This is a genomic window from Ruania alba, assembly GCF_900105765.1.
GTDB lineage: Bacteria > Actinomycetota > Actinomycetes > Actinomycetales > Beutenbergiaceae > Ruania > Ruania alba.
The window spans coordinates 1,975,119-1,995,644 of sequence record NZ_FNTX01000001.1 but is presented as its reverse complement, the minus strand read 5'-3'; the positions used below and the strand labels follow the sequence as shown (position 1 = coordinate 1,995,644).

At 68.1% G+C, this 20,526-nt stretch carries 21 protein-coding genes; 3 read left to right on the top strand and 18 right to left on the bottom strand.

The features are described from left to right. Positions 1–59 precede the first annotated feature (59 nt). From BLU77_RS09155 to BLU77_RS21730, 3 genes are read right to left on the bottom strand one after another with little or no spacing between them, the layout of a single operon-like run. Positions 60–1,091 (bottom strand): CNNM domain-containing protein, encoded by a 1,032-nt coding sequence (locus BLU77_RS09155; protein ID WP_089772647.1) that lies wholly within the window; start codon positions 1,089–1,091, stop codon positions 60–62. Continuing rightward, positions 1,091–2,461, bottom strand: a complete 1,371-nt coding sequence (locus BLU77_RS09150) for a hemolysin family protein (RefSeq protein ID WP_089772646.1) — start codon at positions 2,459–2,461, stop codon at positions 1,091–1,093. Before BLU77_RS09150 ends, BLU77_RS09155 begins: the two co-directional genes overlap by 1 nt. Further along, positions 2,458–2,736 carry a hypothetical protein gene (locus BLU77_RS21730; RefSeq protein WP_139177691.1) on the bottom strand — a complete coding sequence of 93 codons (279 nt, stop codon included), beginning with the start codon at positions 2,734–2,736 and terminating at the stop codon, positions 2,458–2,460. Before BLU77_RS21730 ends, BLU77_RS09150 begins: the two co-directional genes overlap by 4 nt. Positions 2,737–2,773: 37 nt before the next feature. On the opposite strand from BLU77_RS21730, the gene BLU77_RS09145 reads away from it, so the two are divergent. Further along, on the top strand, positions 2,774–3,178 hold the full coding sequence (locus BLU77_RS09145) for a VOC family protein (RefSeq protein ID WP_089772645.1): 405 nt from the start codon (positions 2,774–2,776) through the stop codon (positions 3,176–3,178). 116 nt (positions 3,179–3,294) lie between these two features. Here BLU77_RS09145 and BLU77_RS09140 read toward each other — a convergent pair whose 3' ends face one another. From BLU77_RS09140 to BLU77_RS22905, 3 genes are all read right to left on the bottom strand, one after another. Beyond that, complete coding sequence (locus tag BLU77_RS09140) at positions 3,295–5,211, bottom strand: metallophosphoesterase family protein (protein ID WP_245708743.1); 1,917 nt, start codon at positions 5,209–5,211, stop codon at positions 3,295–3,297. A 168-nt stretch (positions 5,212–5,379) separates the two neighbouring features. Beyond that, positions 5,380–6,534, bottom strand: a complete 1,155-nt coding sequence (locus BLU77_RS09135) for a N(5)-(carboxyethyl)ornithine synthase (protein ID WP_425441213.1) — start codon at positions 6,532–6,534, stop codon at positions 5,380–5,382. A 2-nt stretch (positions 6,535–6,536) separates the two neighbouring features. Further along, positions 6,537–6,671 carry a hypothetical protein gene (locus BLU77_RS22905; RefSeq protein ID WP_089773101.1) on the bottom strand — a complete coding sequence of 45 codons (135 nt, stop codon included), beginning with the start codon at positions 6,669–6,671 and terminating at the stop codon, positions 6,537–6,539. Positions 6,672–6,827: 156 nt separating this feature from the next. On the opposite strand from BLU77_RS22905, the gene BLU77_RS09125 reads away from it, so the two are divergent. Continuing rightward, positions 6,828–7,031 (top strand): hypothetical protein, encoded by a 204-nt coding sequence (locus BLU77_RS09125; protein WP_089772644.1) that lies wholly within the window; start codon positions 6,828–6,830, stop codon positions 7,029–7,031. Positions 7,032–7,054: 23 nt separating this feature from the next. Here BLU77_RS09125 and BLU77_RS09120 read toward each other — a convergent pair whose 3' ends face one another. The 12 genes from BLU77_RS09120 to BLU77_RS09065 form a co-directional block, all read right to left on the bottom strand. Next, the gene (locus BLU77_RS09120) at positions 7,055–7,888 is read right to left on the bottom strand and encodes a DnaB-like helicase C-terminal domain-containing protein (RefSeq protein WP_089772643.1); all 834 of its coding nucleotides are present in this window, start codon (positions 7,886–7,888) and stop codon (positions 7,055–7,057) included. A gap of 1,150 nt (positions 7,889–9,038) precedes the next feature. Further along, complete coding sequence (locus tag BLU77_RS09115; protein WP_089772642.1) at positions 9,039–11,300, bottom strand: LLM class flavin-dependent oxidoreductase; 2,262 nt, start codon at positions 11,298–11,300, stop codon at positions 9,039–9,041. Positions 11,301–11,368: 68 nt separating this feature from the next. Then, positions 11,369–12,130, bottom strand: a complete 762-nt coding sequence (locus BLU77_RS09110; protein WP_217632385.1) for an ABC transporter permease — start codon at positions 12,128–12,130, stop codon at positions 11,369–11,371. Beyond that, positions 12,127–12,867, bottom strand: coding sequence for an ABC transporter ATP-binding protein (locus BLU77_RS09105; RefSeq protein ID WP_089772641.1), 741 nt, complete (start codon positions 12,865–12,867; stop codon positions 12,127–12,129). Before BLU77_RS09105 ends, BLU77_RS09110 begins: the two co-directional genes overlap by 4 nt. Continuing rightward, positions 12,864–13,427, bottom strand: a complete 564-nt coding sequence (locus tag BLU77_RS09100) for a TetR/AcrR family transcriptional regulator (protein WP_089772640.1) — start codon at positions 13,425–13,427, stop codon at positions 12,864–12,866. Before BLU77_RS09100 ends, BLU77_RS09105 begins: the two co-directional genes overlap by 4 nt. 142 nt (positions 13,428–13,569) lie before the next feature. Continuing rightward, positions 13,570–14,163: a hypothetical protein gene (locus BLU77_RS09095; RefSeq protein WP_089772639.1), complete on the bottom strand. Its 594-nt coding sequence runs from the start codon at positions 14,161–14,163 to the stop codon at positions 13,570–13,572. Continuing rightward, entirely contained in the window at positions 14,160–14,723 is a 564-nt protein-coding gene (locus BLU77_RS09090) for a hypothetical protein (RefSeq protein WP_139177689.1), read from the bottom strand. The genes BLU77_RS09095 and BLU77_RS09090 overlap by 4 nt, the downstream gene beginning before the upstream one ends. Further along, positions 14,720–15,817 (bottom strand): hypothetical protein, encoded by a 1,098-nt coding sequence (locus tag BLU77_RS09085; RefSeq protein ID WP_089772637.1) that lies wholly within the window; start codon positions 15,815–15,817, stop codon positions 14,720–14,722. The genes BLU77_RS09090 and BLU77_RS09085 overlap by 4 nt, the downstream gene beginning before the upstream one ends. Before the next feature lie 6 nt (positions 15,818–15,823). Beyond that, positions 15,824–16,141: a hypothetical protein gene (locus BLU77_RS09080; RefSeq protein WP_089772636.1), complete on the bottom strand. Its 318-nt coding sequence runs from the start codon at positions 16,139–16,141 to the stop codon at positions 15,824–15,826. A 52-nt stretch (positions 16,142–16,193) separates the two neighbouring features. After that, complete coding sequence (locus tag BLU77_RS09075; protein ID WP_089772635.1) at positions 16,194–17,249, bottom strand: hypothetical protein; 1,056 nt, start codon at positions 17,247–17,249, stop codon at positions 16,194–16,196. A 6-nt stretch (positions 17,250–17,255) separates the two neighbouring features. Beyond that, a complete protein-coding gene (locus BLU77_RS09070) occupies positions 17,256–17,570 on the bottom strand; it encodes a hypothetical protein (protein ID WP_089772634.1) in 315 nt (104 codons plus the stop codon). A gap of 178 nt (positions 17,571–17,748) precedes the next feature. After that, the gene (locus BLU77_RS09065) at positions 17,749–19,431 is read right to left on the bottom strand and encodes an ABC-F family ATP-binding cassette domain-containing protein (protein WP_089772633.1); all 1,683 of its coding nucleotides are present in this window, start codon (positions 19,429–19,431) and stop codon (positions 17,749–17,751) included. A 145-nt stretch (positions 19,432–19,576) separates the two neighbouring features. Between BLU77_RS09065 and BLU77_RS09060 the strand changes: the two genes are divergently transcribed. Beyond that, positions 19,577–20,338 carry an SDR family NAD(P)-dependent oxidoreductase gene (locus BLU77_RS09060; RefSeq protein WP_245708742.1) on the top strand — a complete coding sequence of 254 codons (762 nt, stop codon included), beginning with the start codon at positions 19,577–19,579 and terminating at the stop codon, positions 20,336–20,338. The last annotated feature ends 188 nt before the right edge of the window (positions 20,339–20,526 follow it).

Sequence of the window (20,526 nt, the reverse complement as noted above, 5' to 3'; positions counted from 1 at the left end):
TTACAGTAAGTCCAGTGCGAGCGGTACGCGCTCTGTTGCGTCGGGAAACGCCGGGCGCCTCACGCCGGTGCTGGTGCACCGTCGCCCCCACGGGGAAGCACCCGGCGCAGGATGTCGGTGATCGTGACGACTCCCACGAACCGTTCGCCCTCGGTCACCACCGCGAGCTGTTCGCCGTGATCACGCATGAGCGCGAGTACCTCGTGCACCGGGGTCTGTCCGTCCAGGCTGAGTGGTTCCCGGGAGAGCTCGGCCGCGGGCCGGCGGGAATCCTCGAGCAGTGTGTCCCGCACGTGGACCACTTGGGGGCGGCCGGGCGCGTCGCGGTAGACCAGGATCCGCAGGTGGCCGGATCTGATCGAGGCCTGGCGAACATCGCCTACCGTCGCGTTCGGCGGTACCGCGGTGGGGATCGCCCCGGGGCGGATCAGGTCCACGATCTCGAGGGAGTCCAGGTCGATCGCTCGGGCGATCTGGGTGCGGAACGACGGCTCGATCGTGCCGACTGCGGCGGAGTGCTCCACGAGGTGGCGGATCGTGGCTGCATCCTGTCCGCCGACGGCTGCCTGGTTCACCGGCGTCACGCCCGTGGCAGCGACGAGCCGGTTCGCGATCATGTTGACCCACAGCAGCAGCGGACGGAACAGCCAGATGAACGCTCGAGCCGGGATTGCGATCGCCGTCGCCGACCCTTCTGGGTGCGCGATCGCCCACGACTTCGGGGCCATCTCGCCCACCACGAGGTGCAGGAACGTCACGATCAGCAGGGACAGTGCGAAGGCCACCGCATCGGCCGTCCACGTCGGCATGCCCCAGGTCTCGAACAGCGGTGTGAACCAGTGGTGGACGGCCGGTTTGGTGATGGCACCGAGGGCGAACGTGCAGGCGGTGATGCCGAGCTGGGCGCCGGCCAGCATCACGGTCAGCTCGTTCACCGACCGCAGCGCCGCCCGGGCGGACCGGCTGGTGACCGCCGCATCCTCCAGCCGGTGCCGCCGCGCGCCCAGCAGGGAGAACTCGACGATCACGAACAGGGCGCTGAGCACGATGATCGCCACGGTCACGCCGAGCACGAGCACGGGGTTGTCCATCAGCGTGCCCCCTCGTCCTCGGACGGGTCCTGCACCTGCACGGTGAGGCGGACCGTGGCCGGGACGTTCCGTTCGACGTCCATCACCTCGGCCAGGATGAGGTGGCGTTCGGGAGCGTCCTCGACGAGGTCTGCCGGGTCGAGCGGGAGCAGGATCTGCACCGTCTCGCCAGGGGCCAGCAGTGCCCCGTGCTCGGCGAGCAACAGCCCGGACACCGTTTCGTAGTCGCCCTGCGGCAGATCGTGTCCGATCGCTCGTTCCGCCTCGTCGACGTGGACGTCGCCGCCCATCACCCAGGTGGTCTCACCCTCGGCGGTGATGGTGCCCTCCTGCTCAGGGTCGTGCTCGTCGGTCACCTCACCGACCAGTTCCTCGGCGAGGTCCTCGATCGTGAGGATTCCGGTGAACCCGCCGTACTCATCGATCACGCAGGCGAGCTCGTCATGAGCGTGGGTGAGCTGAGTGAAGGCGTCCGGCAGGGTCATCGCTGTGGGCACCAGGACCGGTTCACGCATCAGACGGGTGACCGGGGCGTCGTCGGAAAGATTACTGGCCAGCAGGTCCCCGAGCTGGACCACCCCGACCGCCTGGTCGTGATCGTCGACCACCGGGTACCGCGTGTGCTCGGTGGCCATCCGCTGGCGCACGTCGGCGATGGTGGCGCGCACGGGGACCGTCCCGACCTGCGAGCGGGGGATCATCGCGTGCTCCGCGTCCCTGTCCGGGAAGTCGAGGATGCGGTCCAGCAGGATGGACAGTTCCTCCGGCAGGTCGCCGCTCTCCCGGGAGTCGGCCACGATGTGCTCCAGATCGTCCGGGGTGGCCGAGGAGTCCAGGTCATGCACCGGCTCCATCCGGAACAGCCGGAGGAGGCCGTTGGCGGCATGGTCGAACACGGTGATCAGCCAACCGAAGACGCTGAGATAGATCCTGGTGGACCTGGCGAGGGCCAACGCCAACGGTTCCGGGTTGGCGATCGCGAGGTTCTTCGGGAAGAGCTCACCGAAGATCATCTGCACCACGGTGGACAGGGCCAGTGCGGTGACGGTGCCGATCGAGATCCCGACGGCGGTCGGTACACCGGCTCCACCGAGGAGTTCCCCGAGTGCCTCACCCACCAGGGGTTCGGCCACGTAGCCGATCAGCAGACCGGTGACCGTGATACCCAGCTGGGCCCCGGAGAGCATGAACGAGGTGCGCCGGGTGACGGCGAGCGCGCGGGCCGCGGCGCTGTCGCCGGCTTCGGCGCGGGCACCGAGCCGGGAACGGTCCACGGACATGTAGGCGAACTCCTGGGCGACGAAGTACCCGTTCGCGGCGATGATCGCCAGGATCACCAGGATGCCGACGAGGAGCATCAGGACACTCATACCGGTATCACCGCCGTGGAGCTCGCCGGGATCGTCAGGCTGCGGTGGTCAGGACAGTGGGCGGCCGGGTCGGCCGCGGGACTGTCGTACTCCATCTGTGGTGGTGCCTCTCCTCGTTCCAGGAGTCCATCCTGCGCGATCGACGCCCCGTCGTCCAGGCACAAGCGCGAGACGACCCAGTCGGTCAGGGACCGTGCGCGGCTCCGGGATCGCGGGTCGCGTGGCCCACAGTGCTGGATAACTGCCGGCGTCGCGATCAGAATTGACGACGTCACGAGTCGATCGTGGTCACAGCACCTCGGGAGGAGAGCGATGACTGATCAACCGTCCCACGAATACACGCCAGGCCTGCACGGCCACATCACGCATACCGAACTCATCAGTGACGACCCGGAGGCCACCCGCGCCTTCGCGGCCCAGGTGTTCGGATGGCAGTTCCAGCCGGCATTCCCGAGCCCGGCCGGGCCCTACCACCTGTACGCCTACTCCGACGAGGGCGGCGGCGGGATCCGCGGCACCCAGGACGGAGAAGCGCCCGGGTCCACGCCGACCGTGCACGTGGACGACACCGACGCCGCGTTCCGGGCTGCGGTCGAGGCCGGTGCGACGGCCATCGGCGAGCCGAACGACATCATGCCCGGGGTACGGATCGCGCTGGTGCAGGCGCCCGGTGGGGTGGTGCTGGGGCTGTCCGGACCGACCGGCACCGACGCCTGACGCACCGCTCGGGCGAACCCTGCTCGATCTGCCCCTCCGCCGAGCGCAGCGTTCTGCGGCATCTGATGCATCAGATGCCGCACAACCCTGCGCTCGACGAGGGGTTGGGTGGGTGATCAGTTGCGGTGGGTGTTGCCCTGGCAGGAGTTGTCGGCCACGACCTCGCCGTCGGCGGTCAGGTCCAGGGTGACGACGTCGTCGTAGACGCGGCGCTCGGTACCGGTGACGGTGTACTCGGCGTCCATCTGCGGGAACAGGTAGACCGGGGTAAGCGTCAGTTCGGAGCCGCACCGGGTGCGCTCCAGATCGAGCTGGAGGTGGCCGTAGTGCAGGCCGCCGTCGACCAGTTGCGGGTTGCCGTTCGCGTCGTTCTCCCACAACTCCGGCTCGTCCACCGCGGCCATCCACTCGGAGTGGGTGTTGAACCGGATCGGCTCGAAGGTGCCGTCGGCGGTCTCGTACAGCTGCTCACCGCGCAGTCCGTCCGCGGCCACACCCACGTCGTACATCTGCACACCCACGCCGTCGCCGTCGGAGTCGACGAAGGAGCGTTCGAACATCTCATCGTGCCCGCTGATCACGGCGGCCACCCCGTACTCCTCGAACATCGGGGTGTACGCGCGCATCGCGACGCCGGACTGGTTGTCCGCGAACTCGTGGTTCGGCGGGGTGCCGTGCACGCCGCTGGAGTAGGCGGCGTGGTGGAACTGCACGAGCACCACCTGACCCTGGGCGCGGGCGTCGGCGAGTTGGGCCTGGGCCCACTCCCACTGGGCACTGCCTTCGCCTAGGTCCGGCAGGTCGGACTCGCTCGCGTCGGTGGCGTAGACGTTCGCGAACGCTGAGGCGTACTCCTCGGCGGTGAACGATCCCTGGGTGTCGGTGGACATCCGCTCCGGGGTCAGGTTCGTGTCGTCGCCGGAGAACACCTCACCGGAGAGCATGCCGGTGGTGGTGTCCTCGTCCGGGAGCCCGTTCGTGGAGTCCAGCGTGAGGATCGTCACCGGGCCGTGGTCCAGGCGGTAGTAGGAATCGCGGACCTGCGGGTTCGCCGGGTCGCCGGGGGTGACCATGTAGTCGAGGTAGCGGTTGCGGGCGACCACCACCGGGGAGCGGTCCTCCGGGGTGCCGTAGCCGCCGCTGATGCTCGCGTAGGTCTCCCAGTTCCCGATCGCGGTGACCAGGGGAACGTTGGAGGCGAGGTCGCTGGACTCACCGGCGAAGTGCCGCCAGAACTCGTCCCAGGCGGGCTGGTAACCCGAACCCTGGGTGAGGTCGCCGGCGATCAGCAGCAGGTCCGGGTCCTGCTCGGCGATGGTGGCGATGTTCGCGTCAAGGGCGTCGGCCTGGTTCATCGGATAGCGCACCAGCTCCTCGCCGTAGCGGACCGCGGTGCCGTACCGCTGCGCCCAGAGGGAGTCGATGCCGGGGCGCTCGGCCGAACCGTCCGCGAGACCGGCGTGGGCGGTCTCCCACTCCCGGTGCTCGATCCGCCCCGCGGGCTCGGTCTCGGTGTCCGAGAACGCCATCATCCGCACGTGGTCCCAGCGTTCGGCATCCGGGGCGGTGCTGAATCGGGCCGTGTGCTCGACGCCGTCCTGGGTGACGGTGTAGCGATAGGACTTGCCGGCCTGGAGCCCGTCGATCTCGACGACATGCTGGTAATTGGCGTCGGAGTGCAACCACGAGCCCTGATTGAGTCCATCGATCGTCTGGGCGAGCTCGGCGTCGGAGTACTCCATCAGGTCCAGATGCACCGGCTCGCTGGTCAACTCCTGCCGTCCACCGGGGCCGGTGACAGTCACCGTGCCCGGAGTGTCCAACTCGCTGATCCACACCAGGGTCATCGAGTCCGACGACGGCGCCTGCAGGTAGGGCAGCACGCGGAAGCCGGCCTGTGGTTCCACGGGGGAGGTTCCCGTCGACGGCAGCGGGGTCATCGGCTGATGCGCGCCCGGTGCAGCTGCGGCCGGTGCAGCCAGGGCGGCGGTCGCGCCCAGCGCGACCAGGATCGGGGCAAGCTTTCGGCGCACAGTGTCTCCCCACGTTGGATGTGCCCCATCGTCGGGGTACATGGTGACCTCATCATGGCCGAGGAGTGGCACGCAGGTGAAGGATGGAATTATCGACTGGCCTAAGCACACAGCTGCCAGATCTGGCAGGAACGCGCTCAGGCCAGTCGATAATCTCCCGGCGGGTGTCTATCCGGCCTGCACCGGGTGCGGAAACTCGGCCGCGCGGCCCTGGAAGGCGAGCACGTCGGGGTTGCGGATGTGACCGGCGGCGATCTCGGTGGCCCGGGTGATCGTCTCGCTCGCTGCCCAGCCGCTGGGGCCCTCCATCACGGTGCGCAGGAAAGGCAGCAACGCTTCGCTGTTCTCCCAGGTGGCGGACTCCCACAGGTGGGAGGGGCTGTGGTCAACGGCGTAGTAGTGCACGTTGTCACCCACTGTGAACATCGGGTCCACGAACGACGTCGCCCGGGCCCAGCTGAACCCCATGCCTTCGTCGCAGGAGACGTCCACGATGATGCTGCCGGGCCGGAACGCCGCCAGGTCCTCGTCGCGCAAGTAGGTGAGCGGGGCCAACGGGTCCTGCAGGGTGCAGTTGACCACGATGTCGCTCTCCGCCAGGAACGGAGCCAACGGCACCCGTCCCTTCTCGCTGATCACGTAGCGGGGATGGGTGGGGTCGTCGTCGTGGTCGAGTTGGAGGATCCGTACGGAGGGGATCGGTGATCCGACGGCGGCGACCTCCCGGTTCGTCAGCACCCGCACATCGTGGATGCCCTGGGCATGCAGGGCTGTCACCGCTCCCCGTGCGGTCGCCCCGAAACCGATGACGACGGCGCGCAGCCACCTGCCGTAGTTGCCGGTAAGTCCGCGCAGCTGCAGGGCGTGCAGCACCGAGGAGTACCCGGCCAGCTCGTTGTTCTTGTGGAAGACGTGCAGTCCGAAGCCGCCGTCGTGCTTCCAGTGGTTCATCGCCTCGAACGCGATCAGGGTGAGGCGCTTGTCCACGGCGAGCTGGGTGAGGTCCTGGTCCTGCACGCAGTGCGGCCACCCCCACAGCACCTGGCCCTCACGGACGTCGGCCAGGTCGCTCAGCTGCGGCTTGGGCAGGACCAGCACGTCCGAGCAGGCGATCACCTCGGCGCGTGGTCGCACGCTCGCCACATGGTCGGCCAGGACGGCATCGGTGATGCCGAATCGGTCGCCATAACCCGACTCGAGCACGAGGTGGGCGCGCAGATCTGGATCGATCCGCTCCAGGTGCGACGGGTGTAGAGCCTGACGGCGTTCGTCCGCCTTGGCCGATGTTCCCAGTACTCCGAGGGTGAGAAGGTCCGCGGGCACCCTCAGCGCTTCTTCTTCGCGACTACAGTCTCGATCGCGCTGGCGTGCTCGGCGTTCTTGGCCCGCTTGTCCGCCTTGTCGGCGCGCTTCTCCTTGAGGGACTTCCCGACCTTCTTGGCGTTGGACTTGTTGTTCACAACAGAACTCCCTCGTCACCGGGTCCGAAGAGGGCCCATATGCTGACAGTAGGCTACGGTGGCGCCCGAGCGATACCGATCCGCCCATCGACTCGGACACACCGGGCCTCCTGCGCTGCCACGGATAGGGTGACGGCACCCGACGAGAGGCGCCCTGTGATCAAGAAGCCAGTACTGGCAGTGCTCGGTGCGGTGTGGGCCGGTCAAGGGATCGGGTGGCTGCCCGGCAGCTCGATGACCGGCGACCGGACCTGGCTGCTGATCGGCACCGCGACCGTCGTCGTCGGCGCCGTGCTGGTCTTTCTCAGCACGCGCGGACGGTCCTGGCACAACCCGAACGGGCCCTCTGGTCAGGAGTGATCCACGCCGCGGTTACCGGAGCGTCAATGAACATGGCGGACCATCTCCGTGAAACGGGCGCGGTTGACCATCCAGGCGAGCGGACTGAGTGCGCCGCAGGACCCATGGCGGTTGCTCAGTATCGTCAGATCCGACTCGCCGGCACGTTCTGGGTGCACCTGAGGATCCGGAGGTTGCACCGACACGATGAGGTCTGAGTTCTCTTTGATCGTTTGGGACATGGGAATTTGCGCGAGCCCGGGGTGATCGATCTCGCTGCTGTCGGGATGCATACGCACCACTAGGACAACCGCGACGGCGAGTTCGCGTGCGGCTCGGCGGAGCGCCACGACCTCATCAGCGTCACGAAGTCTGCGATCCACCACGGCGAGCGTGAGCTGCGATTGTTCGGCGTGACGGCGTACTACCTGATCTGCGGGCTCATTGACACCCGACTCAGTTGCTTCAATGACGATCGGTGCGGTATCCAGTGCAGGTCGCGCCTTCTCCAACCGCCCGCTGTCCCAACCGCTGAGGTTGCCCGCGCGCAGAGCCCTCAGGTCCACGCCGGCATGAGCAGCGATCAGTCTCAGTAGAACCTCTGTGGCATCCATCTCGGTGGCGTGGACCAAAGTCGTCCAGCCGTCGACGAGTGCGCAGCTCCGCACGAGACCCAGTGCGAAGGTTGTTGATCCTGCGCCGGGTGGAGCCGTGACGACGCTGAGCCCTCCGACGCGCAGTCCTCCACCAGTGAACGTGTCGAGCTCTGCTAGGCCACACGAGATGCGCCGGTCGCGAGCCCGATAGGAGCCGTCGAGGAGCCAGCGGGTGAGTTCGCCCAACGTCGGTGGCTTCGGTGCCGAGTGATCGTTTGACATCAGCGCGCTCGTTCCAGGTTGGCACGCGAGTCGTGCAGCGTCGGCCGCGTCAGGCAACGGAAGTGAGCGCCCGTATACCCACGGTCCTCTCGCCACTGGAACGTCACGCCGTTCCCCTGGTCCGCATGCGGGAACTCTCGGCAATGGTCTTCGCTGTATGCGACTGGGCGATCTGGTGATTGATCATCGTGACTAATCCTTCCCTCAGGTGGGAGCGTGCTCGGAGTCGAGCATGCGAGGGCAGGCTATTGGCGGGGTCCGACAGTGGGCCCCGCCCGGCAGTTCGTTGGCTGGCGATGCGACGTGGTTGGTGATCGGTCCTACTCCCGCGGTGGGCGTTGCGCTCCTCGTCCTCAACACCCGAGGGCACATGCAGTCGCTGCCGCCAGCGCGACTACCTGTCCGCCACGGGGCCAGATCGCCCAGAAGCATAGCGCCAGATTGCATGGTCGAGCCGTGTGGGTGAGACATCGAGAACTTTCGCAGCCTCCGTCACCACAGCTGCGGCCTCGTCAGTGCGGAGCTGGCCTAGTTCGGTCTCCTGACGAATGAAGCGCAGAATCATGCGGTCTGGCTTTACCCCGGCAACCCCGGCAAGCATCAGCATGTACCTCCACGTTATCCCTGACCTCTGCCCGTGAAGACTCAGCCACTGACGTTTAAGATCGATGAGATCTTCGGATCCAATTGCCCGCAATTCTCTTGTGGTGGTCACACTCTGCTTGTGCAACGTCAGAGCTGCCGTCTCGATTACCTCGGCCTTGAGTACGCCGCCCCGACTTGACGTGAGGTTGCGGGTACCGATTGTCGCTACCCAACCCTGCACACCCCCCAGTCTGTCGAAGGTATCCAGAAGTTCTCGAGTGCCATCGCTTCGAGCGGTTTCGCCTCGATGATCGCGGTAGCGTCGTACAACACTCTCCACGGTGCCATAGTGGACGCTGGGCGACTGGATCGAATCAATGATGCACAGGGCTAGCGAGTCGGGATATCCGATGGGCAGAACCCATTCAGATCGATTCGGTAGCCGTCGGTGAGCCGCGTCGGCTACTTGTTGAGCGGGGGAGGCCTTCATAGTAGTATCCAATCACGGGATCTGCATTCAACATATGTATGAACTCGCTTCGACGCTACCGTGGCACACCGACGGTCACGTGATCGGGAAGTTCCCCGAGAATACGTTCTCCGGGTCCCAGGCACGCTTCAGCTCCCGCAACCGCGGCAGGTTCGCCCCGAACGCCGCCTCCAGCAGGTCCGGTCGGGCCGAGGTGTCGGCGGTGTCGAAGGACAGGTACAGCCCCTCGCCATGACCGACCATCTCGCCGTCCCACACTTCATCCAGTCGCTGCTGGTTCGCGCCCATGGCACTGAGCAGGAAGTTCTGATGCCGGTGCGGGTAGGCGGTGGCATCCGGAGCGAGATCATGCGAGGCGCCACCGGTGGCCCGGATCTGCAGGAAGTACGCCACCCCGGAACCCGCCACCCGAGCGAACGCGTCCGCAGCACCATCAAGATGTGTCACCAGGGCTGAGCGCACCGCCGGGTTGCCGCCACCGGAATGATTGCGGTCCCCGGCCCGCACCACCTGCGCATAGGGCAGCTGGTAGGCCTGGTGCCCGAGCACGGGTCCGGCGTCGGCCAACCGCTCCAGCTGACGCACTGCCATCTCGGTGTCACTGCTGGCCACCACAGTTATCAGCTGCGCCACGGCCGGTTGCCCGCGCCGCGCGGGGGAGAGGATGAGGAAGCTGGTCAACTCCCGCGGAGCGGCCTCCACCACCGCGCCCCAGCGCTGCAACAGGCCAGCGGTGTCGGTCGCGTCCAACGTCATCTGGGAGAACACCACGTCGCCGAGTTCCATTGGCGCAATGTCGACGGAGCTGACGATCCCGAGATTTCCACCCGCGCCGCGAAGCCCCCAGAACAGGTCGGGATGACTCTCCGGCGAGGCGTGCAGGAACTGGCCGTCCGCCGTCACCACCTGCGCCGCGCGCACCCGATCGATGGTGAGCCCGAAGGCGCGCCCGAGCAGTCCCACCCCACCGGTGGTCGCCAACCCGCCCACGCCCACGCCCCCGTAGTCACCGGAGCTGATCGCCAGCCCGTGCGGGGTGAGCGTCTCGGCCACCCGACCCCAGGTGGCCCCCGCACCTGCCCGCACGAGGCGAGGTGCGCCGTCGAGAACCTCCACAGACGCCAGCGCACGTAGATCAAGCACCAGTCCGCCGTCGTTGGTGGATCTGCCACTGATGCCGTGCCCACCGGAACGCACCCCGAGCGGCACCTCCTGCTCCCGCGCGAACGCCAGTGCGGACGCGACCTCCTCCGGGGTGCGCGGCTGCAGGATCAGCCCCGGCGATCCCGCGCGCAGGTAGTTGTGCTGCATCCCGCGATACGCCCGATCGCCCGGCTCGACGGCGGTCGCGGCCAGGGTGCGTGGCACGCCGTCGTAGTCGATTCCGTCCCGGCGCTTGGCCAGGGCTGCACTTCCGCGCTGCGCCGTGGCCGGGGTGGTGCCCCGCGCGCTCCGTTCCTTCCCGACGGCGTCCCGTACTGCCGGGGCGATCTCCTCACCGAAGGTCTGGATAAGCGTGGGGTCGTCGGTGCCGAGAATGACAGTGCCGATGCCGTGCTCTAGTGCCAGCGTGGTCAGCTCCTCGACCCACTGCTCCACGGGGCCGTTCAGGTGCCCCTGGGAGGTGGGGGAGATGGCGCCATTGATGTTGAGCAGGCGGCGGATCTCGGCGGGGTGGCGGCCGGCCTTCTCCGCAGCAGCGTCGATGGTGGCGTTGCCGCGGGCGAGGTCGCCGTCTTTCAGGTAGGACAGGGACGGCAGCCAGCCGTCGGCCTGGGTTGCGACCAGGCGGAGCATGCGGGGCTTGTAGGCGCCGAGCCAGATCGGCACCTCGCCCTTCGGTGCGGGGCCGCGTTTGGCACCGGTGAGCCGGTAGTGCTCACCCTCGGTGCGCAGGGGGCGGGGAGTGGTGGTGTCCCACAGTTCGCGGATCACCTCGATGGCCTCGGTGAGGGCGTCGACCGCTTCGGCAGGAGCGCGGCGCGGCGTGCCCAGGGCCTCGATCGCGTCCCAGAACGCGCCCGCGCCAAGGCCGAGTGCGGCCCGGCCACCGGAGAGCAGATCGAGCGAGGCGAGGGACTTCGCCAGCACCGCGGGAGGGCGCAGCGGAAGGTTCAGCACATTCCCGGCCAGAGTGACCCGCTCGGTCTGTGCCGCGATCCAGGTGAGCAGCGTCCAGGTGTCCAGGAAGCTCGGCTGGTACGGGTGGTCCTGCAGGGTGACCAGGTCGAGCCCCACCTGCTCGGTGAGCTGGGCGAGCGCCACCGGTGCCTGCGGGTTCGCTGCCTGCGGGGTGAGGAAGGTACCGAAGGTCAGGTCGTGACCGTAGTCAGTCATAGGTCCTCAAGAAGTTGAAAGTTGTATCGTATAGACGTCAACGCGGGGGCGCGCGAAATGTTCCAGTCCTAGCGGTCGAGCTGTAGGCGTGACCACGAGCTCGCGGTCAGTGCCGCGAACGCGACCGCGAGCACCACCACGAGGACCAGTTGCGGCACGGCGACCGTATCCGGAGCGAGGGCCCACAAGGCGGGTGCGGCAACAGGGAACCACGCGCCCACCCCAGCCACGGCCATCACCTGGCCGCAGATGACCAGACCGATGGTGGCGGCAATGCCCGGCAGCAGCCCTCGGCCGAGCGTCGCTGCCCACGCCGCGGGCACGGCGACCAGCCCGGTCAGCATCGTCAGCGCCAACTGGCGCACCAGCCCGGCGATCGCCTGCGCACCGGGGAACCCGTGGCCGACGGCGACCCCGGTGACACCGACGACAACAGCGACGGCCAGTGCAACGCCGACCACCCAGGCCAGATACACGGCGAGCTTCGCGAGCACGATTGCCGGCCGGGTCACCGGAAGGCCGAACAAGCCGGTGATGGTGCCGTCGGTGAACTCGCGTCCGACCAGCCAGCTCAGTGCCACACCGAAGGCGATCAGGGCGCCGGCCGCAGTGATCTGAGCGACCAGGCCGAGCATCCGCGGCCAGCCCTCCAGGGTGGCGAGCGGACCCAGCTGAGCGGTCACGTTCGGGTTGCCGGACTGGGCGCCGAGCTCAAGCCCCACCGTCAGCGCCGCCAGGCCGAGCACCAGGATCGCCGTGGTGGCGCACAGTACCCGGGAGGCGGTGGCCTTCCGTGCCTCGACCGCGACGGCGACCATGAAGCCGTTCACGTCGCCCCCTCGGTCACCGGGCGCCGTTCATCGTCGGCGAGGACGAGAGCGAAGAAGGACCTTTCGAGATCTGTGCCGCTCGGGTCCAGGGTGCCGATCGCCCGGCCCGCGTTCAGCACCGTGATGCGGTCGGCGATCCGGGCGACCTCGTCGAGGTGGTGGCTCGAGACGAGGATCCCGGCGCCCTCGGCGGCGCGCCGGCGTAACGACTCGCGCAGCAGGATCACTCCCGCCGGGTCGAGAGAGTTGCTCGGCTCGTCCAGCACGATGACCCGCGGCTCGTGCACCATGGCCGCGGCGATGCCCACACGCTGCCGGTTGCCGAGGGAGAGTCGCCGGGCGCGCACGCCGGCGTACCGCTCCAGTCCCAGCTCGGTGAGCACCTGCTCGACCGTGGCCTCCGCCTCACCGCGCGCGATCCCGTGCAGACGGGCAGCCAATACGAGGTTCTCCCGTCCGGTCAGCTCACCGTAGGTGAGGGGGTGCTCCACCAGATGACCGACCTCGCGCCACACCTGCGATCCCGCATCGGCGACCGCACAGCCGAGAAGGTGGACTCCGCCGGCATCGGGCCGCAGCATTCCGAGCAGCACCCGCATGAGCGTCGACTTGCCGGCCCCGTTCAGACCGACCAGGGCGTGGATCTCGCCAGCAGCCACCGTGAGGTCGACGCCATGCACCCCGGCGCCACCGGCGAACACGCGGCGCACTCGCATGGCTTGGAGTCGAGCAGTCATCGCGCGGTTCCGTCCAGCACGTCGAGGGCGCCGAGGACGGCATCGCCGAGCGTGCCGCCATCGGTCTCCGCCCAGTGCAGCAGTGCGGTGGTGAGTGCGGCCAGGGTGGCCGCCGCGGCGATCCGGGCGCGCTCCCTCGGCACGTCGCCGCTGACCAGGGCTTCGGTGATCGCCTCCTCCGTCGCGCGGGTGTTCGCATACAGCGCCGCGGTCAGGCTCGGGGTGTGTGCGGCGATGCGCACGCGCCGGCGGAGCTCCTCGGTGTCAGGTTCCGGGAGCGCGGCCCACGCGGTGCGCACGCCGGCGGTGGCCCGGGCCAGCGGGGGGAGCGAGGTGGGCTGGGCCGCCACCGCCTCGGCGATCGCCGGGTCGTACGGGTCGTCTGCGACCAGTCGTTCCTTCGCCGGGAAGTGGCGGAACAGGGTCATCTCGCTCACCCCCGCGGCGGCGGCGACCTGCGCGGTGGTGGTGGCGTCGTACCCGTGCTGCTCGAAGAGCTCGAGCGCGCAGGCGGCCAGGCGTGCGCGGGTACGTGCGGCGCGGCCGGTCGGCTCTCCCATCCTCGTATGTTAGTGACTAACATTTGCGGTCACAACCGTGCACTCCTGTCCAGCCGGGTGCCGACCAGGTCGCGAACCCGCGCCGTCGGCGTAGGCGCCCGACGGCGTCCGGTCACCCGACGGTGGTTCAGTCGGGTCGCCGTCAGAGATCCCAGGCCTCCACGGGCGGGTCCTCCAGGACGATGGAGACGTCCTCGTCGCCCGCGAACGGGACGCCGTCGGTGTCCACCGAGGCCGCTGCCAGGACGGCCTCGGCTACCGGGAGCACTGCGGTGGCGATCTCCGGCTCGGTCGGCCCGACCAGGGCGACCACGGCACGATCCGGCCGGGCGAACACCCACCGGATCGAGGTTTGGACACCGGTGCCCTCGGTGGAGGTCACCACCGCGGCCCGGGTCCCTCGACCGAGCCCCTCGATCGTGACGCGCTGACGTGTGGGTGGAAGGAAGGCCGGCGGGTCCAGCAGTTCGCGCTGCCGGTCCTCCCTGATCGGTTCGTCGAGAAGGAGCACACGCATCGTGGTGAACCGATGGTTCTCGGGCTCCACCAGCACCAGCCATGAGCCCGCACCGGGCTCGTCCCGGACGGCCTCCAGGATCTGCTGGACCGGTACGTCTTCGGACCACTCGTGTGCTTCGCGCACCTGCTGCGCCGTGGTGGCGGCCCAGTCCGGACCGGGCTCGGGTGGGATGACGATGGCCCATACGTCGTCGCCGAAGATCCCGATGCTGCTCATTCGACCTCCCAGGTGAACGTGCCGACGAACCCGTCAATCGCATTGAGCCATCGTTGCACCGCGGGGGAGGAGGCACTCTCCTCCAGCGAGTGGGTAACGATGCCGGTGAGCTGCAGGGCCTCTCGTTTGCGGGTGTTCGGTACCGGGACCAGGTAGTGCACGCTCGTGGTGCGCACGGTCTGCTGCGGGACGGGACGCTGGTCGGCCTCCACCCAGCGGAGGAACTGGCCCTGGTCGTCCGGGTGGGTGGCGCCCTGGGAGTCGACCAGGCTGCGGGCGAACTCGACCATCTCGACGCCCGAGGCGGCCGTCCGATGGGTGCCCAGGATGACGAACGGTGCCGGGCTCGCGTCCTGCACCACTGGTTGGAGCACCATCACCGCCTCCGAGTGACGGATGGACTCCAGGGCGTCCGGGGCCGCGTCCCGCAACCACTGCGGGACGCTCTCGTCGTGGCTGCTCATCGCGGCCTCCGCCTGCCGTGCCGCGTCCTCGACGCCCACGAACGCCCACCCTGCTGGGGTGAGCATCCGGAACTGGGGGAGTGATGCGCCGTTCATCGGCCAGGTCCCATCTCCGAACGATCGGGTGCCTCGCGCGGTCCGGATGACTCCAGCACCGCACCCACCCAGGACCCGAGACTCATCTGCTTCTCGGTCCCCGTGTGGCCGAGGGCGAGGTCCGCGGCACTGTCCGCTGTGCCCAGAATCCCGTCCTTGCGCTGGTTCAGGTCCATGGTCGCGACGCCGGCGAGGAGCAGCGATTGCGTCTCGGGGCTCAAGTTGTCGAAGTGATCCAGCATCCGCTCACCCTGGGCCGCGTACCGCGATCCTGCAAGGGGGTTCCGTGCGGTGAGGCGGAGCATGCCATTCGGGAGCGCCCTTTCCACCTTGTAGAACTTCGAGACCGGAATCGCACCGGCGCCCACCCACAGGACGTCCCCGGCGCTCGCTTCTCCCTGTGCGTACCGGTACGTCTCCACCCCGACCGGGGCGACCGTCAGCGCGACGCCCAGACGAGCGGCCCACGTCACCGTGGCGGCGCCCCACCCCATGGGGTTCCAACACATCACCACGGACAGCACCGTGCCGCCGACGGATACCCAGTCGAGGAACTTGTCTAACCCGGACGGCGGGTCCAGTTCCGACTCGGAGAGCACGATCCCGTAGCCGACCGTGGCTGTGGCCTTCTCGAGCGCCGACTCCCACTCCTGGTACAACATCTCGTACTGGTGGCGGAGGGACCCCATCTCGGCGCGGACTTCCTCCGGCGACTGCCCACCGGGGATGTCCTGGTCGATCCCGGCTGCGGCCGGTCCGATCATGACATTGAGATCGTCGAGCTCGGTGTACCTGTCGACGATCGGCTCCATCTCCTCTTGCACCGACTTGTGTACCGCCGCATACCAAGAGAGGCCCGAGCCGCAGTTGTAGTACTGCTCACTGGCGTTGCGGTACTGATCGCCGATCGACTCCCCGTGCTTGCGAAGCGCCTCGACGGACCGTGCAGCACTGGAATCGAGCTCGGCCGTGACGGTGTTCCGGAGGAAGTCGTCGGCACTCGCCAACGCTTCGGCGAAGGTGAGGATGCTCTGCGCTCGCTCCTCAATCGCCTCCGGGTCTCCCGGCAGGTACTCGACGTCATGTAAGGGCATCGGCCGTCACTCCGGTATGAAGGTTGTCGGAGGGGCGATGACGGGCTCCGGAGCGCAACTGGTGTCAAGGTCGCGCCACCCTGTCGCGACGGCCCGCGTGTGCTCCAAGGCCGTCTGAAGACTGGCCACGAGCTCGTCTCGTGCCATGTTCCAGTCCTCGTGGAAGAACTCGAGGGCATGTTTGAGATCGGACCTGCCGAACGGGTCGCCGACCTCTTCCGCGGCGCGTTCGAGGTAGTCGCGCTCGTGCTCCACATTGGTTGCCAGCATGCCGAGGTTGTTCTGGAACTCCTCCAGCTCGGCATAGGTGATACGGATGGTCATGACTCAACTCTTCCGGGATGGGGGAGATGAGCGGCACACACTCGGACGGGTCTCACCGAGCGGGGTACCGCGTGCGGTCGACTGGCTCGGGATTCTCCGGAGGAGCCGGGGGCGTGACAAGGCCCTCGAACTCGACGACCTCACCGGTGTCACGGTGCCGGTAGACCACATTGCCGGCCGCATCGACGCCACCGAACAGCCCGTCGAAGGTGTTCTTCATGTCGCCGTAAGCCGCGCCGGTGAGCAACAGCTGCGTCTGGGGGCTCAGCTGTCCGAAGGCTTCCAGCGACTCGTCCGACATGCCGGTGGTCTTCGCGAAGTTGACCCCCTTGCCCGGCACGATCTGGTAATTGCCGTCTGGGAGTGCCTTGAACTTGTAGAACCGACCGAATGGGATGACGCCGACGCCCGCGCCGGCGAGATCGCCGAGACTCGCATCTCCCTGGGAGTACCGGTATCCCTGGATCCCGAGTGAGGTGACCCCGGCGGCGGCGGCACCCCACCCCACCCCAGGGATCCAGATCGCCGCGATCGCCAGGATTGCACCGCCGATGGCCAACCAGTCGAGGACCTTCTCGAGCTTGGAGGGTTCGTCCAGTTCGGGTTCGGAGAGCTGGATGCCGGCGCCGATGAGAGTGGTGGCGTCCTGGAATGCCTGTTCCCACTCCTCGTACAGCTCGTTGTACTGCCCGCGCAGTTCGGCCTTCTCCGTCTGAATCTCCTGTGCCGACATGCCCTCGGGAAGGTCCTGCTCGATTCCGGCGGCCGCAGCCCCGCGGAGCACGTTGTAGCCATCGAGTTCGTTGTACCGCTCGACGATCGGTTCCATCGCCCGTTGCACCCAGTCGAGCGTCATCGCGTAGCGGGCGAGCCCGGTGGCGCAGAGGGCATATTGCGAGCTGGCGCTTCGGTACTGCTCACCGATCGACTCGGCCTGCTCCTGGAGCGCGTCGATCGACTTGGCCGCACTGGAGTCGAACTCACCGCTGACGTCATTGCGCAGGAACTGGTCCGCTCGGTCCAGAGCCTCTGCGAACTTCTCCATACGGATGGCGTTCGACTCGAGAGATTCGGGGTCTCCGGGCAGGTTCTCGATGTCGGGCATCATCCGCGGTCACTCCTGAATCGGACTGGCCACCGGCGGGTCCGGCAGGCTCGGTTTGGCGTTGGAGTCCAGGTTCCGCCACCCTTCGGCGACGTTCTGCGCGTTGTCCCTGGCATCCTCCAGGCTGGTGATCAACGCATCTCGTGCGGTGTTCCAGTCCTGGTGGAAGTACTCGATCGCGCTCTTCAGATCTGGATCGCCGAACGGCGTGCCCACAGCCTCGGCGGCCTCTTCGAGGAACTGGCTCTCGTTCTCCAAGCTCACCGCCAACGACGCGACATCGTCGTGGAACGCGTCCAGCTCGGAGTAGGTCACCTGGACCACTGGTCATCACCCCTCGGCTCTGCGTGCGTGTCCCGTCCACCGTAGGAGCACTCCGCACCGGACTGTCCATGGGGAGGACTACCCAGCATGCCTGGCTGCGCCGCCGCACGCAGGCTGAACACCCCGACGGCGGAGCCTCCTTGCGAGGGGTGGCTCACCGCGGCCTCGGGTTGGCAGGTCAGCGCGTCCGCGCCACCCGGCCCTCGTCCCAGACCGGCTCATCGCTCGGGTAGATCGAGCCGTCGGCCCCGAACACCAGGAACCGGTCCAGGCTGCGCGCGAACCACCGGTCGTGGGTCACGGCCAGCACCGTGCCCTCGAAGCTGGCGAGCCCGGCCTCGAGCGCCTCGGCTGATTCCAGGTCGAGGTTGTCGGTGGGTTCGTCCAGCAGCAGCAAGGTGGCGCCGGAGAGCTCCAGGAGCAGGATCTGCAGACGCGCCTGCTGCCCACCGGAGAGCGTCTCGAAACGTTGCTCGGCCGCCCGGGCCAGCTCATAGCGATCCAGCACCCGCGCCGCCTGCTCGCGCCCCATCCCCGCGCGGTGGTCGTCGCCTCGGTGCAAGATCTCCAGCAGCGTCCGGCCGAGCAGCTCAGGGTGGTGATGGGTCTGCGCGAACCAGCCCGGACGGACCCGCGCGCCCAGTCGTGCCTGACCGGTGTGCGCCACCGGCGCGATCTCCACCTCACCGACTGGCAGGTGCTCGACCTCCGGCTGACTGCCGCCACCGGCGAGCAGCCGCAGGAAGTGGGACTTTCCGGACCCGTTGGAACCGAGCACGCCGATCCGGTCGCCGAACCAGATCTCGGCGTCGAAGGGGTCCATCAGCCCGGTCAGCTCGAGAGCGTCGACCACCACGGCGCGCTTCCCTGTGCGGCCGCCGGACAGGCGCATCGCCACCTTCTGCTCCTGCGGGATCGTCTGCGGTGGCCCGGCCGCCTCGAACTTCTCCAGGCGGGTCACCGCCGCCTGCAACCGGCCCGCCATGTCGGCGTTGTAGGACGCCTTCTGCCGGTACATCACCACCAGCGCCTTGAGCTTGGCGTGCTCCTCGTCCCAGCGCCGGCGCAGCTCCTCGAAGCGGGCGAACCTGGCCCGGCGAGCCTCGGCGAACCCGGTGAACGAGCCGGGGTGCACCCACAGCGTGTTGCCAGCCGCGCCCAGCTCCAGCGCCGCGACCGAGGTGGCCGCCCGGGCGAGCAGCTCGCGGTCGTGGGAGACCAGCAGCACCGACTTGGTGGTCGTGCGCAGCTGCTCCTCGAGCCACCGCTTGCCGGGAACGTCCAGGTAGTTGTCCGGCTCGTCCAGCAGTAGCACCTCGTCCGGTCCACGTAGCAGCACCTCCAGGGCGAGACGCTTCTGTTCCCCGCCGGAGAGCGTGGTCACCTCACGCCACTTCACCCGGTCGTATCCAGCACCCAGCGCCGCGGTACAGCAGACGTCGAAGGTCACCTCCGCCTCGTACCCGCCGGCGTCGGCGTACTCGGCGAGCGCCGTGGCGTAGCGCAGCTGCAGGCCTTGCGAATCGTCCTCCATGAGCTGTTCCTCGAGGGCGTCCACGGTTGCGGTCGCCTCCCGCAGCCGCTGCGGCATCAGCCCCACGAGCAGGTCACGCACGGTGGAAGAGTCCCGGATGCTACCGATGAACTGCCGCATCACCCCCAGCCCGCCGCTGCGAGCGACCCCACCCGCGTCGGCAGGGAGGTCGCCGGCGATGATCTGCAACAACGTGGTCTTCCCAGCCCCGTTCGGACCAACGAGGGCCACCACGTCGCCGTCGCCGACTCGGAACGAGACCTCGTCCAGCAGCACCCGGCCATCAGGCAGGCTGACGGTGATCCCGGAAAGGTCGACGTGGCCCATGATCCACCGAGCCTAAGCACCACCACCGCCACGGTCGAGGGAATACTCCCGACCGTGCTGCCAGGTGCCACGACCCCTCGTACGGTGGGAGCCGTCGTCGGGAATCATCGCCCGACGTGCCGTGAACGAGGAGAGGACAGCACCTGTGACTGCTCAGCAGCACACCCTGGCAGGGCGACGCGTGATTGTGACCGGAGGCGGGGTCGGGATCGGCCTGGGCATCACCCGGCGGTTCGCTCGCGCCGGTGCACGCGTGGCGATCACCACCCACTCTCGGCCCGCCCGCGGCGTGGTCGAGGCGCTCGCAGCGGACGGGATCGAGGTGATCGGTGCCCAGCTGGACGCCCGGGACAGCGCCGAGGTGGACCGCGTGGTCGACGATCTGACCGCGCAGCTCGGCGGCCTGGATGTGCTGGTCAACAACGCCGGCGGACTCATCGCCCGCCACCCGATAGCGCAGATGAGTGACGAACACTGGCACCAGGTGATGACCCTCAACGTCACGTCCGTGTTCTACGCCAGCCGTGCCGCGCTGCGACACCTCGGCGACGGTGGCCGGATCCTCACCATCTCCTCTCTGGCCGGCAAGAATGGCGGCGGCAATGGATCAGCTGCCTATGCCACTGCCAAGTCCGCTCTCGACGGCTTCACCCGTGCGCTGGCGAAGGAAGCCGCACCGGCGGGCATCACCGTGAACGCCATCGCCCCCGGCCTCATCCTCGACACCCCGTTCCACGAGACGTTCACTCCACCAGAGGCGCAGCAGCACACGATCGACGGAATCCCGGTGGGCCGGGCTGGATACCCCGATGACGTCGCCGCCGCGGCCGAGTTCTATGCGCGAGCGGACTCCGGGTTCACCACGGGCACCTCGCTCGACCTCAACGGGGGCGCGTTCTTCAGCTAGCCCGGGTCTGTCGACCAGCCCCGATCCTCGCCCCGACTCAACCGCGACCCTAGGAATCCCCTTCCCGCCACCGAATCCCCGTGCCGCTTGCCGGAGGCGGGTTCGACGGCGGAAAGGGGATTCGACGAGAAGCGTCACGGGATGGGTGGGACACCGTCAACGAGCGGTCCAACGAAGCGCGGTGGCCG

Excerpts from the sequence above, each read along its gene's own strand:
- BLU77_RS09090 (WP_139177689.1), bottom strand. The coding sequence starts at position 14,723 with ATGAACGGCGCATCACTCCCCCAGTTCCGGATGCTCACCCCAGCAGGG.
- BLU77_RS09085 (WP_089772637.1), bottom strand. The coding sequence starts at position 15,817 with ATGCCCTTACATGACGTCGAGTACCTGCCGGGAGACCCGGAGGCGATT.
- BLU77_RS09080 (WP_089772636.1), bottom strand. The coding sequence starts at position 16,141 with ATGACCATCCGTATCACCTATGCCGAGCTGGAGGAGTTCCAGAACAAC.
- BLU77_RS09095 (WP_089772639.1), bottom strand. The coding sequence starts at position 14,163 with ATGAGCAGCATCGGGATCTTCGGCGACGACGTATGGGCCATCGTCATC.
- BLU77_RS09115 (WP_089772642.1), bottom strand. The coding sequence starts at position 11,300 with ATGACTGACTACGGTCACGACCTGACCTTCGGTACCTTCCTCACCCCG.
- BLU77_RS09120 (WP_089772643.1), bottom strand. The coding sequence starts at position 7,888 with ATGTCAAACGATCACTCGGCACCGAAGCCACCGACGTTGGGCGAACTC.
- BLU77_RS09065 (WP_089772633.1), bottom strand. The coding sequence starts at position 19,431 with ATGGGCCACGTCGACCTTTCCGGGATCACCGTCAGCCTGCCTGATGGC.
- BLU77_RS09075 (WP_089772635.1), bottom strand. The coding sequence starts at position 17,249 with ATGATGCCCGACATCGAGAACCTGCCCGGAGACCCCGAATCTCTCGAG.
- BLU77_RS09105 (WP_089772641.1), bottom strand. The coding sequence starts at position 12,867 with ATGACTGCTCGACTCCAAGCCATGCGAGTGCGCCGCGTGTTCGCCGGT.
- BLU77_RS09155 (WP_089772647.1), bottom strand. The coding sequence starts at position 1,091 with ATGGACAACCCCGTGCTCGTGCTCGGCGTGACCGTGGCGATCATCGTG.
- BLU77_RS09100 (WP_089772640.1), bottom strand. The coding sequence starts at position 13,427 with ATGGGAGAGCCGACCGGCCGCGCCGCACGTACCCGCGCACGCCTGGCC.
- BLU77_RS09150 (WP_089772646.1), bottom strand. The coding sequence starts at position 2,461 with ATGAGTGTCCTGATGCTCCTCGTCGGCATCCTGGTGATCCTGGCGATC.
- BLU77_RS09145 (WP_089772645.1), top strand. The coding sequence starts at position 2,774 with ATGACTGATCAACCGTCCCACGAATACACGCCAGGCCTGCACGGCCAC.